This window comes from Frankia sp. BMG5.23, from assembly GCF_000685765.2.
Classification (GTDB): Bacteria; Actinomycetota; Actinomycetes; order Frankiales; family Frankiaceae; genus Frankia; species Frankia casuarinae.
Genome location: NZ_JDWE01000034.1, coordinates 37,765 through 52,603, shown reverse-complemented (window position 1 = coordinate 52,603; position 14,839 = coordinate 37,765). Strand labels below are relative to the sequence as shown.

Genomic DNA, 14,839 nt, shown 5'->3' with positions numbered 1-14,839 from the left:
CATCATCGGTGACAGACAGAACAGACACACCACCCAGGACACATCACCAGCGTCCTCGGTATCAGGAACTACACCCGACGTATCACGAAGAGCCCACAACCCCCCACCAGCANCCCGCGGACACTCCGCCCGACTCCCGCCACAGCCACGACACCGCCACACGGCGGAACCAGCCCCTCCACGCCATCGCCGAATACTTACCGCTACTCAGTGTCTTCCTCTATATGCTGTGGTTTTTTGCTTTCATCCTGTGGCTGTGGCTGCTGTTTGCGGTGATCATGGATGTGTTCCGCAGCCAGGATCTGTCCGGATGGGCGAAGGCCGCCTGGACGGTCGCGATCGTGGTGCTGCCCTGGCTCGGCGTGATCGCCTACCTGATCGTGCGGGGTGGCAGCATGCACGAGCGCAGCCGCGCCGCGGCGCAGCGCGACGAACAGGCCTGGCGCGCCTACCTCCAGGAGGCCGCCGGGACAACGAGCGACGCCGACGAACTCGGCAAGCTCGCGCACCTGCGCGACCGGGGGATCATCAGCGAGGCCGAGTTCGAGCGGGGCAAGACCAAGATCCTGACCTGATCCGCCGGTGCCGTCCCGTGGGCCCGGCCCACGGGACAGGTCTACGGGACAGGTCGTCCACGGACCGTGTCACTGCCAGCCGGGCAGCCGGGAGGCGGCGGCCCGGTCGGCGAGCCACAGGCTGCGGTCGCGGCCGACGGCTCCCGTCGCCGGGATCGTGATCGGTCCCGCTCCGGAGAACGACGCCGCGACCGCATCGGCCTTCTCCTCCCCGGCGACGATCACCCAGACCTCGTGGGCGGACTGAATGGCCGGCAGGGTCAGCGTGACGCGTTCCGGCGGTGGTTTGGGGCAGTCATGCACGGCCACCACCGGTTCGGTCGCGACGACCGCGGGGGAGTCCGGGAACAGCGAGGCGACATGGCCCTCCGGGCCGAGCCCGAGGAGCACCACGTCGAAGCTCGGCACCGCCGATCCGGCGACGGCACGGGTGGCCAGCAGCGCGGTGTACTCCGCCGCGGCGGACTCCGGATCGGTATAGCCGGAGGCCGAGGCCCGTCCCTCGACGTCACCGCCCGCGGTCGGGGCCGCCAGATGGCCCATCGGGAAGATCCGTTTGGGATCCACCGGGATGTGATCGAGCAGCGCCTCCCGCGCCTGCCGCTCGTTGCGGTCGGGCGAGCCGGCCGCGACGAACCGCTCGTCGCCCCACCAGATGTCGACCTTGCCCCAGTCCACCGCGTCGAGAGCCGGGTTCGATCGCACCGCCCGCAGCAGGGCGATGCCGATGCCACCGCCGGTCAGGACGAGTGAGGCCTCCCCGCGGGCCGTCTGGGCGTCCACCAGCCGGGTGATCAGCCGGGCCGCGGCCGCCCTGGCCAGTACCCCGGCGTCACGATGGAGGACGAGCTCCGGCTCGGCCGTCATGCGCCACCCACCGTCCGTTCGTTGTTCGGGGCACTCGTCATCGGGGCGGTGCCCGGGGCCGCGGTGCTGGACGTCACGGTGCCCGACGTCACGGCGCCCGACGTCGCGGCGCCGGCGGCCAACGCGTCCGTGGTGCCCACGGTCTGGTCCATCGGGTCCCGCCAGATGTGCTCTCGGTGCGGCGAGCGTCTGGTCAGGTTCGGCAGGCCGCTCCAGGTACCCAGGGCCTCGGCGTAGACGGCGTCCTCGTCAAGCCGGCGCAGCTCCTCGGCGAGCAGGTCCCCGACGCCCCGGTCGGCCAGAGGCAGTACCCGGTCCGGGTACCCGGTGCGGGAGATCATCGCCGAGCGGGAGTCGGTGCGGGAGACGGCCAGCCGGTCCCCGTCGAGGGCGACGGCGACCGCGGTGATACCGGGCCGGCCGCCCGTCTCGTCGACCGTCACCGGGACGGCGAGCCTGTTCTGGAGCCAGCCGGCGAACAGCTGGGCGCTCGGATCGGCCCGGCCGGCGGTGATGACGGCCGAGTCCGGCCGCTCGCTGACCACCGCGTCGAAGGCGGCGGCGAGCAGGGTGCGCCAGGGCGACAGCCTGGTCCAGGACAGGTCCGTGTCGCCGGGGGCGAAGTCCGCGGCCCGCTGGAACAGGGCCGACAGCGGATCCGGGCTGGCGGTGACGTCGGTGACCCGCCGGTCGGCGAACACGCCGAGCGGGTCGTAGGCGATCCGGGCCGGCGGCTCGTCGTGCCACCAGGTGACCACCGGGGCGTCCGGTGCGAGCAGGGGAAGCACGACCGATTCCGCGTGCAGCGCCAACCGGCCGGACATCCGCATCACGACCGCTTCGCCCGGGCCGAGCCGACCGCCGATCGAGACCTCGGCGTCGAGCCGGGGATGCGGCACGTCGACCTGCCGGCGGACGACGATCAGTAGCCGGCACGGATGGGCCGAGGCCGCCAGCGTCGCCGCGCCCTCGGCGGCGCTGACGTGCTTTTCGTCGACGACGACGACGAGGGTCAGCGCCAGGCCGAAGGCCAGGGCTCCGGCCGCCCGTCGTTCGGCGGCGAGGGCCTTGACCACCTCAGAACCGGTGGTGTCCCACAATGTGGTCACGAGGGGCTCCTAATCCATGGTCATGGCCGCCGCCACCGGCGACCGTCGTGGGCGAGCATCTCGTCGGCGGCAGCCGGACCCCAGGTGCCGGCCCGGTAGCGGTGCGGGGTGGTGCCCGCCCAGTGCCGCTCCAGCGGATCGACGATCCGCCAGGACTCCTCGACCTCCGCGTTGTTCGGGAACAGCGTCGCGTCGCCGAGCAGCACGTCGAGGATCAGCCGTTCGTAGGCCTCCGGCAGCGCCTCGGTGAACGCCTCACCGAACAGGAAGTCCATCGCGACGTCCCGGACCTCCATCGCCGAGCCGGGGACCTTGGAGCCGAACTTGAGCGTGACCCCCTCGTCGGGCTGCACCCGGATGACCAGCTGGTTGTTGCCGAGCTCGGTGGTGGCGGTCTCGTCGAATGGCAGGTGCGGCGCCTTCTTGAAGAAGATGGCGACCTCGGTGACCCGCCGTGGCAGCCGCTTGCCGGTCCGCAGGTAGAACGGCACCCCGGCCCACCGGCGCGTCTCGATGCCGAGGCGCACCGCCGAGAAGGTCTCCGTCCGCGACTGCGCAGGGATGTCCTGTTCGTCGAGGTAGCCCGGGACCCGCTCCCCGGCGAGCCAGCCCTGCTCGTACTGCCCCCTTACCGCGTAGCGAGTGAGGTCCATGGGCAGCGACACCGCGCGGAGCACCTTCAGCTTCTCGGTGCGGATGGTCTCCGCGCCGAAGCTGACCGGCTCCTCCATCGCGGTCAGGGCGAGCAGCTGCAACAGGTGGTTCTGGAGCACGTCCCGAGCGGCGCCCGTCTCGTCGTAGAAGCCGGCCCGGGTGCCGATCCCGACGTCCTCGGCCATGGTGATCTGCACCGAATCGACGAACTGGGAGTTCCAGATCGGTTCGAACAGCGTGTTGGCGAAGCGCAGCGCGAAGAGGTTCTGGACCGTCTCCTTGCCCAGGTAGTGGTCGATGCGGAACACCCCGGACGGGGTGAAGACGTCGTCGACGAGCGCGTTGAGCTGCCGGGCCGACTCCAGGTCGTGACCGAACGGTTTCTCGACGACGACCCGGCGCCAGCCGCCCGAACCCGCGGCCGAGGAGAGCCCGGTGCGCTGCATCTGCTTGAGCACGACCGGGAAGGCCGACGGCGGGATCGACAGGTAGAACGCCGCGTTGCCACGGATACCGTGGGAGTGCTCCAGGCTCTCCAGCGTGCGGGCGAGCCGGTCGAACGCGGCGTCGTCGTCGAAGGACCCTGGCAGGAACCGCACGGAGCCCGCCAGCCGGTCCCAGACCTCTGCACGGAAGGGGGTGCGGGCGCCCTTCTCGGCGGCCTGCCGGGCGAACTCGGCGAAGTCCTCGTCGGGCCAGTCCCGGCGGGCGAACCCGAGCAGGACGAAACCCGGCGGCAGCAGGCCGCGGTGGGCCAGGTCGTAGACGGCGGGGATCAGCTTCTTGCGGGCCAGGTCGCCGGTAGCGCCGAACACCACCAGGGCGCTCGCGTCCGGCAGGCGCGGCAGTCTGCGGTCACGTGGGTCCCGCAGCGGGTTGGTACTCACCGTGGGCGCCACCCGTTCCCCCTTCGTTCTGCTTGTGGTCTCTCCGAGGTTGTTTCACCGGGGACCGTCGGGTGTCCATGAACGACGCTGAGACGATCATCACGGCCGTGGCGACGGCCGTGGCGACCGCCACGGCCACGGCCGGCGCCAGGCCTTACGCGGACGAACCGGCTGATCCCAGGTGCGCCGCGATGGTGTCCAACAGCTGGGTCCACGAGTCCTCGAACTTCTGTACGCCCTGGCTCTCCAGGGTCTCGATCACGTCGTCGAGATCGATTCCGACGGCTGTGAGCTGGGCGAACACCTCGTGGGCCTCCTCGTAGCGGGGGCGGATCGTCTCACCCGTCACCGACCCGTGGTCGGCGAACGCCTCCAGGGTCGCCTCCGGCATCGTGTTGACGGTTCCGGGCGCGATCAGCTCGGTGACGTAGATCGTGTCCGGCAGGGACGGGTCCTTGGTGGAGGTTGACGCCCACAGCGGGCGTTGGGGCTTCGCGCCCGCCGCGGCCAGGGCCGCCCAGCGGGGGGTGGCGAACGCCTTCTCGTACCGCTCGAAGGCCAGCCGGGCGTTGGCGACGGCGGCCCGGCCGCGCAGCGCCTTCGCCTCCGGGGTGCCGATCTTCTCCAGCCGCTGATCGACCTCGGTGTCCACCCGGCTGACGAAGAACGACGCGACCGAGGCCAGGTCGGTGATGTCGCGCCCCGCGGCCAGGGCCTTCTCCAGACCGGTCATGAACGCGTCGATCACGGCGTCGTACCGGTCGAGTCCGAAGATCAGCGTCACGTTCACGCTGATGCCCTGGGCAAGCGTCTCGGTGATTGCCGAGAGGCCGGCCCGGGTGGCGGGAATCTTGATGAACAGGTTGGGCCGGTCGACCAGCCACCACAGGGCACGCGCCTCGGCGAGCGTGCGCTCGGCCTCGTGGGCGAGCCGGGGATCGACCTCCAGGGACACCCGGCCGTCGACGCCGCCGCTGGCGTCGTAGACGCCGCGCAGCACGTCGCAGGCGTCGCGCACGTCGGCGGCCGTGATGGCCCGGACGGCCTCGCCGACGTCCACGCCGCGGATCGCCAGGTCGTGCAGCTGCTCGTCGTACAGGTCGCTCGAACTGATCGCCTTCTGGAAGATGGTCGGGTTGCTCGTCACGCCGACGACGCCGCGGTTCTCGACCAGGTGGGCGAGGTTGCCGGTGCGTAGGCGGTCCCGGCTGATGTCGTCCAGCCAGACCGCCACTCCGGCGGCTGAGAGCTCGGACAGGGGATTGCTCATCGGGCTGACTTCCTCTCCGCGGGCGGTGGCGTCCTCACCATGTCTCCAAGGCCTCCAAGCTGTTCTCGCGCTTCATGGCCGTTCTCGCGCTTCGGATGGGCGCACCCCCTTCAGGGCACTACCCTCTGGGGCCGGCTCCATCCCAGTCTGTTTCCAGTCTGATCCCAGTCTGCGGATCCCCGTGACAGTCGGGTGGCGGTTGGGAGAACAACGCGCACGACGAGTGGAATCCCGGTCCCTGCGGTTCATGCCTGATGCCCGATGCCCGCCGTCCATGCGCCATGCCCACCGTCGCTGTCCGATGCCCCACGCCAGTACATGTCGGTCGCCGCCGCCCGGGGGGCCGCGTGGCGCGGTTGTGAGAGAGGACGCAGGACGGCGGCGGGGGTCCGGGCGCGGTCGACGCGCGTACGCAGCGCCGCGGCGGCTAGACTCCGACACGTCGTAGAACACCGTCCGCTCCGACTTTCGGGGCACCGTCCCGCGTGGGTCGCCCGTCGATCCCGCCGATCGCGAGGTCGCTCTGTCTACCGAGGCCGTCCTTCGTCACCGGCATGTCCCCGCCCGCGGACCGGGGCGGGCGGGCGCCTCCAAGCCAACGACCGCACCGGCGCCGGCGCTCGAGCCGCCCGGTGTCCCCGCACCGGCGCCGGGGGTCGGCGGCCCGCCAGCCCTCGCAGCCGGCCCGCCAGCCCCCGCAGCCGATCCGCCCGCCGACGGGCTCCCGGGCGCCGGGCACGCGACTCGCGGGGGCTGGGCGGCCGTGTCGGCGAAGGCCCGCGGCTATGTCGCCCTAATGAAGCTGCGCGTGGTCGAACTGCTGCTCATCACCACCGTCCCGGTCATGATGCTCGCCGAACGGGGCGTGCCGTCGCTCCGGCTGATCGCCGTGACCCTGGTGGCGGGAACCCTCGCCGCCGGCAGCGCGAACACGATCAACTGTTACGTCGATCGTGACATCGATCAGATGATGGGCCGCACGAAGCGCCGTCCGCTCGTGCGGGCGACCGTCACGCCCACGGAGGCGCTGACCTTCGGCATCGTGATCGGGATCGTCTCGACGCTGCTCTTCGGTTTCCTGGTCAACTGGCCCTCCGCGCTGCTGGCGGACGGGGCGATCGCCTTCTACGTTTTCGTCTACACCCTCGGGCTGAAGCGCCGCACCCCGTCGAACATCGTCATCGGGGGCGCGGCCGGCTGCTTCCCCGTCCTGATCGGATGGTCGGCGGTCACGGGGACCGTCGGCTGGGCCGCGGTGCTGCTGTTCGCCGTCGTCTTCTTCTGGACCCCGCCGCACTTCTGGGCGTTGGCGATGAAGTTCCGCGACGACTACGCCGCGGCGGGCGTCCCCATGCTGCCGGTCGTCGCCTCCGTCCAGGTCGTCACCCGGCGGATGCTGGGCTACGCCTACGCGATGGTCGCCGCCTCGCTCGCGGTCGCTCCCGTCGCCTCCACCGGCCCGGTCTACCTCGTCGCCGCCGTCGCGGTGGGAGCCTGGTTCCTGGTCGAGTCGCACCGGGTCGCCCGCCGGGCCCGGCACGGCGAGGACCCGAGGCCGATGCGCCTGTTCCACATGTCGATCACGTATCTGACCCTGCTGTTCGTGGCGATCGCCGTCACCGCTCTCGTCTGATCTCGCCCGACCCCACCGACCCCGCCCCGTCCTGATCCCGGTGTCACCGGGCGGGACGGGGCGTTGTTTTGCCGGCGGGCCGCCCGCGAAGGGTCTGGGACGGGCCCACCCGTCCTGGCCAGTTGACACCAGTGCGGCGCGTCTACCGGACGGGCACACCCAGACCCGGCGGACCACCGCGGCTGGTCGTGGCCACCACCGACCCGGCGACCCTGCCATCGACCAGCACCTGGTATCTGGCCACCACCCTGCCCCACCCCGACCTGCCCACCGCGGCGGCATCGGCGTTCCCACCCGCCGCCCACAGCGAGATCGACCGCCTGTACGGGCCGCACGGCTGGGTCGAACAAGACTACAAACAGATCACACACGAACTCGGCTGGGCCGACGTCCAGGTCCGCTCCGCCACCGCGATCGCCCGCCACCCGGCCCTGGTGAACTGCGCGTTCAGCCTGTGCTGGCACGACACCCCCGAACACCCACCACCCCACCCGGCGGCAGCCCGCGTCCGGTCCCGACCCGCACACTGCCGTCCTGGCCGGCCAGCCTCCGCCGGGTCCGCGCCCGCCTGATCCCGTTCCGTCTCCCGCGGCAGCGGAGGCGATCGCGTTATTCGGTTCTGGCGACGATCACGTGATGGCCTGGTTTCCGAGTTGTCTGATCAACACGCGCTTACGCAGGAGATCGAAGTTCGCCCGTCCATACATCTGCCTCTTCACCATCTTTAGGAATCGTAATGAAATAACAAATGCATGTTCGGGAGCATCTTAGCAGGTCACAGGGCCGCGAGAGGCTCAAGTTGCACAGGTTATTTCATTCCGCCTACTTACAGTTACGTGGAATCACGGCGCCCTCGACGGGCCCGGAACTGTGCGGCAGGGTGAGCCCGGCGACGACGGCGTCGTAGTCGTTGCGGAGGTGGCGGGCGAACGACGCCAGCGCTGGCAGGTAGGGCCGCGAAGGCGGGCATGGCCACCGGCATCGGCGAGACCTTTCAGCAGGTTGGTGTCGCCATCGGGATCGCCGGCTTCGGCGCGCTGTTTCAGCAGCTGGTGCTGTCGAAGTACGCTGGACCTTCGGCCGTGGGACGGGAAGTTGCCGTCGGCAACATCACCCGGGCTGGCGACGCCGGTCGGGCCGCGTTCGTGCATAGCTTCACCAGCGTCATGGTCGTCTGCGCCATTGTGTGCGCGGTCGGCGCCCTGGTTGCCTTCTTCTTCATCCGGCAGCGGGACCTGCATGAATCGGCGCAGGTGTTGTAGCGGTCGACCCGGTCCCCGGGTCGCTCCACCCCGGGGACCGGTCTGGTTCACGAGACCGCTGCGGTCAGCGCGGCCAGTGACTTGAGCACACCGGCCCGGATCTGGTCATCGGTGACCACGCCCTGGTCGTTGATGGTCGATCTGTGGACGGGGATGTGCATGCAGGCTTCCTCGACGATCATGGCGCCGGTGTAACGCAGCACCTTGCGCAGGGAATCGTGCGCGTCCGCGGCCTTTGTCGTGGACGGCGATACGTTGATCCATGCCGTGGGTTTGTCCCCGATCTCGATCCCACCGACGGTCCAGTCGAGCAGGTTCTTAAAGGAACCCGGCAGTGCGCCCGCGTACTCCGGCGTGCAGATCAGGATCGCAGCGGCCGATGCAATGCGGGCCCGCAGGTCCACTACCGACACAGGCAAAGGATCTTGGTCGTCGTTAGGGTTAAAGTGCGGCAGCTTGGCCATACCGTCGTAGTCGTCCGCAACGAATCCCGGCGGGGTCAATGCTCGCGTGGTGCGTAGCAGCGCCGAGTTGGACGACCCGGCGCGGAGGCTTCCGCATAGCAGAAGAATTTTTTGGGTGGCATCCACACGGCCGATTCTAGCCGCCGACTTTCACCTGGTCCTTCGTTGGGTGTGCCAGAAATGGAAAATTACTCCTGAGTTGGGAAGGTCAGGCTTGTCCAAGCCTCCATCCATCATAATCGAGCTCCAAATCATCGGTCATCCGGCGAGACCCCCGCAACGGCGCTGTTGCATTGTGAGGAGTCGGGGCAGGGCCTCGACAAGATCACATAAGGCTGTGATCGGTTACACTCGGTAGTGGCGCTGGCGCCCGGTCTGGGGGACGGTCTCCAGACCATGCCCAACCCTCCACACTTGTCCGTCGCGTTTCCGTCGCGACGTCGGCCCCTCGGCGGAGGCCGTGCCGCGGCGGGTCGTCGGACGTCGAGCCGGCCGCCGGGACTGTTTCCCGTCTCAGGAACGGGGCGTGGCCGCCGTGGCCAGGGTGTCGGTGGTCTAGGAGCCGATGCCGGCGCCGGTGGGGGCGGTGGTCCCGACCGGCCCGGCGGGCGCGGGGACCTCGGCGCCGGCCGCCGCGAGCGTGGGCGCCGCGTCCGGTGCCGGCCGGGGGTGCCGGGAGCTCAGGGCGAGCCAGAGCCGCAGCGCGGCGACCCACATCACGGTCGCCCCGGTCATGTGCAGGGCGACGAGGAGGGCGGGAACGCCGAGGAAGTACTGAGTGAATCCGATCGCGGCCTGCGCGAGGACGGTCCCGACCAGGGCGAGGGAGGTCCGCCTGGCCTCGTCGGGGGCCTCGGCGACCCGCACCGCGAACGCCATGGCCGCGACGAGCCCGACCAGCAGCATCGCGCCGTCGGCGTGCAGTTGGGAGACGTTGACGAGGTCGAACCCGAAGCGGGCCGGATGGTCGCTGTCACCGCTGTGCGGCCCGGCGCCGGTCACGACCGTGCCGAGGACGAGCACCCCCGCCGAGACGACCACCAGCAGGCGCGCCAGCCACCGCAGCGCGGGACCGACCCCCGGGGTCGGCGCACCCGCGTCCTGGCGGGCCCGGTGGTCCAGCAGGACCGCGTTCCACAGCAGGACCATGGAGAGCAGGAAATGGGCGGCGACGGTCGCCGGGTGCAGCTTCGTCAGGACGGTGATCCCGCCGAGCACGGCCTGCCCGAGGAAACCCACCCAGAGGCCGAAGGACAGCAGTCGAAGATCGCGCCGCCGTCCGCCCCGCAGGCGGAGCGCGACCAGCGGGGTGATCAGCGTCACGAGGCCGACCACCAGGCCGACGACCCGGTTGCCGAACTCGATCGCTCCGTGCAGGGCGTATTCCGAGTGCGGCACGAACGAGCCGTCCCCGCACTGCGGCCAGGTCGGGCAGCCGAGGCCGGAGCCGGTCAGGCGGACCACGCCGCCACTCACCACGATCAGTGACAGCAAGACCACGTTGAGCGTGGTGAGGAGCCGGAAGGCGCGAAGGCTGATCAGCGGCAAACTCCGACGCTCTGTAGAAGCTGGCACGACTGCCATGGTAACGCCCTGTCCGGCACGGGCCGCTCGGATCCTTCTCCGTTGGTCGGATGGTGCCTGCCGGCCGGATGGTGCCTGCCGGCCGGATGGTGCCTGCCGGCCGGATGGTCGCGGTGTCGGCTCTACTCCCAGTCGGCTCTACTCCCAACGGAAGGTGCGGGCGGCGAGCGCCAGACTCGCCACCGCCCAGGCCACGAGCACGATCAGGGGGCGTGCCCCCGGACCGTCGCCCTCTGCCAGGACGGCCCGCAGCCCGTCCGACAGCGCCGCGGTCGGCAGCGCCTCGGCGACCGCCCGCAGCCAGCCGGGAAGCTTCGACAGCGGGAACACCACCCCGCCGATCAGCAGCAGCACCAGGTAGACGCCGTTGGCGGCGGCGAGCGTCGCCTCGGCCCGCAGGGCTCCGGCCATCAGCAGGCCGAGCCCCGAGAACGCGGCTGTGCCCAGGACGAGTAGCGCCAGCACCGCCGGAACCCCGACCGGCCCGCCGGTCGGGTCCCAGCCCAGCGCGAATCCGACCGCCACCAGGAGCACCAGCTGGATGACCTCGACGGCGAGCACCGCCAACGTCTTGCCGGCGAGCAGGACCACGCGCGGCAGCGGGGTCGCCCCGAGGCGTTTGAGTACGCCGTAGGAGCGTTCGAAGCCCGTCGCGATCGCCTGCCCGGTGAAGGCGGTCGACATCACGGCCAGCGCGAGCACCCCGGGGACGAGGAAGTCCACCGGCCGCTCGGTGGAGCTCGGCAGCACGTCGACGGCGGTGAAGAAGGCCAGCAGACCGACCGGGATGATCAGGGTGAGCAGGACGGACTCGCCGCGCCGCAGGGTGAGTACCAGCTCGAGCCTGGTCTGTGCCGCCAGCATCCGGACCCGTGAGGCGGGCGCCGGAGCCGGGCGCAGATCGAGCAGCGGGACGCCGGTCATGAGCGCAGCTCCGATCCGGTCAGTTCCACGAAGACGTCCTCCAGCGTGCGTTGTTCGACCCGGAGATCCTCTGCCAGGATGCCGTTACCCGCGCACCAGGCGGTCACCGCGGCGAGCAGTTGCGGGTCGACCGTGCCCTGCAACAGGTAGTGCCCAGCCGGGCCCTCCTGCACGGTGGTGCCGTCGGGCAGCGCGAGCAGCAGCCGGCCGAGATCCAGCCCGGCGGGGGCCCGGAAGCGCAGCTGCCCCTCGGCGCCGCCCCGGGTGAGCTCCGCGGGGGAGCCGACCGCCACCACCCTGCCGTGGTCGACGATGATCACCTGATCGGCGAGCCGTTCGGCCTCGTCCATGGCGTGGGTGGTCAGCACGACGGTGACCCCGGCCGTGCGCAGCTCCTCGACGAGTTCCCAGGTGTCCCGCCGGCCCTGGACGTCCAACCCGGCCGTCGGCTCGTCGAGGAAGACCAGCTCCGGGCGGCCGACCACGGCCATCGCCAGCGACAGCCGCTGCTGCTGGCCGCCGGAGAGCCGGCGGAACGGGGTACCGGCGGACCCGGCCAGCCCGAGCCGGTCCAACAGCGCCGCGGGATCCAGCGGGTGGCGGTAGTGCGAGGCGACGAGGCGCAGCATCTCGCCGGCGCGGGCGCCGGGATACATCCCCCCGGACTGCAGCATCACCCCGACCCGGGGGCGCAGGGCAACGGCGTCCGCCCAGGGGTCGAGTCCGAGGACCCGCACCTCGCCCGCGTCGGCACGGCGGAATCCCTCGCAGATCTCCACGGTGGTTGTCTTGCCGGCGCCGTTCGGCCCGAGCAGCGCCGTGACCGTGCCGGTCGGGACGGTAAGTGACAGTTCGTCCACGGCGCGTATCCGACCATCGGGTGTCGTCGACGGTCGAGCGGCGTCGCCGGAAGGGACCGGCGGCGCCGGGGGCGCCTGGCGCACGGGGGGCGTAGGGGACGGCGTAGGGGACGTGGAGAACGCCGCGGGACCGCGCCCGGCCCGACCGGTGCGGGTCCGCCGCCCGGACCCGTGAGGACGACGACCGGAACGCGGGGAAGCGGACCGCGAGGAATACGTCTTCACGAGGTCCGTGACACTGACTGCCAGGATCTCGGCCACCTTGCGATCCTACGGACATCGCGGGTCGGGCGGAGGGCCGGTCCGCCCCGGCACGAGGCCTTCGGCTGGGTGGAACGGGCACCACCGGGCGGCCGTGCCCTAGTCCCGTTGCCAGTCCCGTTGCTAGCCCCGTTGCTGCGGCGGGCGGACGGGCAGCGCCCGGCGGCGCCCGCCGACCGCCACCGGCTCGCCTGGCTCCACCAGCGCTCCCCAGGCGCCCAGCCGCTCGTACAGCATCGCCGGCGTGGTGCTGTAGAGCCGGGACAACGACTGCAGGTCGGAGCGACGCAGCCGCAGGACGTCGCGTGAACTGTCCGACCGCAGGACCTGCACGATGGCGATCCAGCGCCGCAGCGGTCCGGTGCGGGTCGGGGGCAGCTTGCGCAGCCGGCGCAGGTCGATGACCAGCGGCGGCAGATGGTCGGTCTCGCGGCGATCGGCGGCCGGCGGTACCAGCAGCGTCGCGGGAACGTCGTACAGCTCGGCGAGCTCGACCAGTCGATGCACGCGCAGGGTCCGAGAGCCTCGCTCGTAGGCGCCCAGGGTCCCGGCAGTCCACCGGCCATGCGTGCGCTCCTGGACGTCCAGCAGCGACAAGCCACGCCGGTTGCGCGCCGCGCGAAGCCGGCGGCCGAGCTCCAGGGCGTAGTCCGCCTCGGTCACGGTCTCCGTCCGGGTCAAGGTCGACAGGAGACGCCAACCGCCCCCTGTGACAGATTGTCAGGCCTCGGTTCGTCTGGCAGCCGGTTCGACCAAGAAGCCGCGAGGGAACGTGGCCCTGGCGTGGTCCCGCGGTCGCGGGGCGCAATCCGGGAATCGCGACAGTGTTTTTCCGGCCGCGCCAGCCCCGTCAGCCCGGTCGGCCGGTCAGTCCCGGTCGGCCCGGTCGGCCCGGTCGGCACCGTCGGCCCGGTCAGTCCCAGTCGGCGTCGTCGGCGTCCTTGGCCCAGTCCCGGGCCCGGTCCACGGCGCGCAGCCATCGCCGGTAGGACCGGTCCCGCTCGGCCCGGGACAGCCTCGGCCGGTACCGCTCGGCGCTGCGCCGATGCCCGGCGAGCTCCTCGCGGTCGGCGAAGAACCCGGTCGCGAGCCCCGCGAGGTAGGCCGAACCGAGCGCGGTCGTCTCGATGTTGTCCGGGACGTCGAGCTCGACGCCGAGCAGGTCGGCCTGGAACTGCATGAGCCAGTGGTTGCGGGCGGCCCCGCCGTCGGCCCGCAGCTCGCGCACCGGGAAGCCCGCGGCACCCATCGCCTCGACGACGTCCCGGGTGCGGTAGGCGATGCCCTCGAGCACCGCGCGGACGACGTGCGCCCGGGTGGTCCCCCGGGTGATCCCGAGCAGTGCGCCGCGGGCGCGGGGATCCCAGTGAGGGGCGCCGAGGCCGGCGAGCGCCGGGACGAAGTAGACGCCGTCGTTGCCGGTCAGGGAGGCGGCCAGGTCGGCGGTCTCGGTGGCATCCCGGATGATCCCCAGGGAGTCCCGTAGCCAGTCGACGGCGGCACCGGTGGACAGGACCGCTCCCTCCAGCGCGTACCGCACCGGTTCGCCGTCGAGCTGGAACGCCGCGGTCCGCAGCAGCGTCGACTGCGGCGCCGGCAGGGCCGAGCCGGTGTTCACCAGCACGAAGGAACCGGTGCCATAGGTGTTCTTGGCCTGGCCGGGTTCGAAGCAGCCCTGGGCGAACAGAGCGGCCTGCTGGTCGCCGATCACGGCCGCCACCGGGATCCGCACGCCGAGGAAGGCGTCCGGATCGGTCTCGGCGTAGACCCGCGAGCTCGGCGCGACAGCGGGCAGCACCTCGGCGGGAACGCCCAGCAGATCGAGCATCTCCGGGGACCAGGTCGCGGCGGCGAGGTCGAGCAGCAGGGTGCGGGAGGCGTTCGTGACGTCGGTGACGTGCGCGGCCCCGGCGGTCAGCTTCCAGACCAGCCAGGAATCGACGGTGCCGAAGGCGATCTCCCCCCGGCCGGCGCGCCGGCGCAGCCCGGGGTCGTCGTCCAGGATCCAGCCGATCTTGGTACCGGAGAAGTAGGGGTCGAGTACCAGCCCGGTGCGTTCCCCCACCGCACCCGCGTGCCCCTCGGCGGTGAGGCGTTCGCAGACCGCGGCCGTCCGCCGGTCCTGCCACCCGATGGCCGGGTGGACCGGGGCGGAGGTCCGCCGGTCCCACAGCACGGTGGTCTCGCGCTGGTTGGTGATGCCGAGGGCGGCGAGCTCCCCGGCCCGGCGACCGCAGCCGGCCAGGGCCGCGGCGACGGTGTCGACGACGCTGCGCCAGAGCTCGTCCGGATCCTGCTCGACCCAGCCCGGCCGGGGGAACCCGGGCCGGATCCCGGTGTAGCCGCGGCCGACGACCACCCCGTCCCGGTCGAGCAGGCAGACCGTGGTCCCGGTGGTCCCCTGGTCGACCGCCGCCACCAGGGATCCGCGTGCCGGCACGCTCATCTCGTTCCTCCCGCCCACGGGTCCGCTGACGCATGGTAAGGAC

At 71.4% G+C, this 14,839-nt stretch carries 14 protein-coding genes; 4 read left to right on the top strand and 10 right to left on the bottom strand.

The genetic code is table 11. The features are described 5' to 3' along the window. Nucleotides 1-224 precede the first annotated feature (224 nt). Nucleotides 225-575, top strand: coding sequence for an SHOCT domain-containing protein (locus tag BMG523DRAFT_RS15315; RefSeq protein ID WP_051623889.1), 351 nt, complete (start codon nt 225-227; stop codon nt 573-575). 69 nt (nt 576-644) lie between these two features. On the opposite strand, the gene pgl is transcribed toward BMG523DRAFT_RS15315, so the two are convergent. The 4 genes from pgl to tal form a co-directional block, all read right to left on the bottom strand. After that, on the bottom strand, nt 645-1,442 hold the full coding sequence (gene pgl / locus BMG523DRAFT_RS15310; protein ID WP_011436084.1) for a 6-phosphogluconolactonase: 798 nt from the start codon (nt 1,440-1,442) through the stop codon (nt 645-647). After that, entirely contained in the window at nt 1,439-2,551 is a 1,113-nt protein-coding gene (locus BMG523DRAFT_RS15305; RefSeq protein ID WP_011436085.1) for a glucose-6-phosphate dehydrogenase assembly protein OpcA, read from the bottom strand. Before BMG523DRAFT_RS15305 ends, pgl begins: the two co-directional genes overlap by 4 nt. A 20-nt stretch (nt 2,552-2,571) precedes the next feature. Further along, nucleotides 2,572-4,104: a glucose-6-phosphate dehydrogenase gene (zwf, locus tag BMG523DRAFT_RS15300; RefSeq protein ID WP_011436086.1), complete on the bottom strand. Its 1,533-nt coding sequence runs from the start codon at nt 4,102-4,104 to the stop codon at nt 2,572-2,574. 142 nt (nt 4,105-4,246) lie between these two features. After that, on the bottom strand, nt 4,247-5,362 hold the full coding sequence (gene tal / locus BMG523DRAFT_RS15295) for a transaldolase (protein WP_043591427.1): 1,116 nt from the start codon (nt 5,360-5,362) through the stop codon (nt 4,247-4,249). Between the two features lie 763 nt (nt 5,363-6,125). Here tal and BMG523DRAFT_RS15290 point away from each other — a divergent pair. The 3 genes from BMG523DRAFT_RS15290 (at nt 6,126) to BMG523DRAFT_RS15280 (ending at nt 8,257) form a co-directional block, all read left to right on the top strand. Further along, nucleotides 6,126-6,995 (top strand): heme o synthase, encoded by an 870-nt coding sequence (locus tag BMG523DRAFT_RS15290; RefSeq protein WP_011436088.1) that lies wholly within the window; start codon nt 6,126-6,128, stop codon nt 6,993-6,995. Nucleotides 6,996-7,183: 188 nt separating this feature from the next. After that, nucleotides 7,184-7,567, top strand: a complete 384-nt coding sequence (locus BMG523DRAFT_RS15285; protein WP_035941788.1) for a hypothetical protein — start codon at nt 7,184-7,186, stop codon at nt 7,565-7,567. A 396-nt stretch (nt 7,568-7,963) separates the two neighbouring features. Next, nucleotides 7,964-8,257 carry a hypothetical protein gene (locus BMG523DRAFT_RS15280; protein ID WP_011436090.1) on the top strand — a complete coding sequence of 98 codons (294 nt, stop codon included), beginning with the start codon at nt 7,964-7,966 and terminating at the stop codon, nt 8,255-8,257. 47 nt (nt 8,258-8,304) lie between these two features. On the opposite strand, the gene BMG523DRAFT_RS15275 is transcribed toward BMG523DRAFT_RS15280, so the two are convergent. The 6 genes from BMG523DRAFT_RS15275 to glpK form a co-directional block, all read right to left on the bottom strand. Next, a complete protein-coding gene (locus BMG523DRAFT_RS15275) occupies nt 8,305-8,847 on the bottom strand; it encodes an NADPH-dependent FMN reductase (protein WP_083494836.1) in 543 nt (180 codons plus the stop codon). 429 nt (nt 8,848-9,276) lie between these two features. Beyond that, the gene (locus tag BMG523DRAFT_RS15270; RefSeq protein WP_011436092.1) at nt 9,277-10,305 is read right to left on the bottom strand and encodes a heme A synthase; all 1,029 of its coding nucleotides are present in this window, start codon (nt 10,303-10,305) and stop codon (nt 9,277-9,279) included. Nucleotides 10,306-10,443: 138 nt separating this feature from the next. After that, a complete protein-coding gene (locus tag BMG523DRAFT_RS15265; RefSeq protein WP_011436093.1) occupies nt 10,444-11,229 on the bottom strand; it encodes an ABC transporter permease in 786 nt (261 codons plus the stop codon). Continuing rightward, nucleotides 11,226-12,350: an ABC transporter ATP-binding protein gene (locus tag BMG523DRAFT_RS15260; RefSeq protein WP_035730264.1), complete on the bottom strand. Its 1,125-nt coding sequence runs from the start codon at nt 12,348-12,350 to the stop codon at nt 11,226-11,228. The genes BMG523DRAFT_RS15265 and BMG523DRAFT_RS15260 overlap by 4 nt, the downstream gene beginning before the upstream one ends. Nucleotides 12,351-12,473: 123 nt before the next feature. Further along, on the bottom strand, nt 12,474-13,013 hold the full coding sequence (locus tag BMG523DRAFT_RS15255) for a transcriptional regulator (RefSeq protein ID WP_023841558.1): 540 nt from the start codon (nt 13,011-13,013) through the stop codon (nt 12,474-12,476). 250 nt (nt 13,014-13,263) lie between these two features. Further along, complete coding sequence (glpK, locus tag BMG523DRAFT_RS15250; protein WP_023841557.1) at nt 13,264-14,796, bottom strand: glycerol kinase GlpK; 1,533 nt, start codon at nt 14,794-14,796, stop codon at nt 13,264-13,266. Between the last annotated feature and the right edge of the window lie 43 nt (nt 14,797-14,839).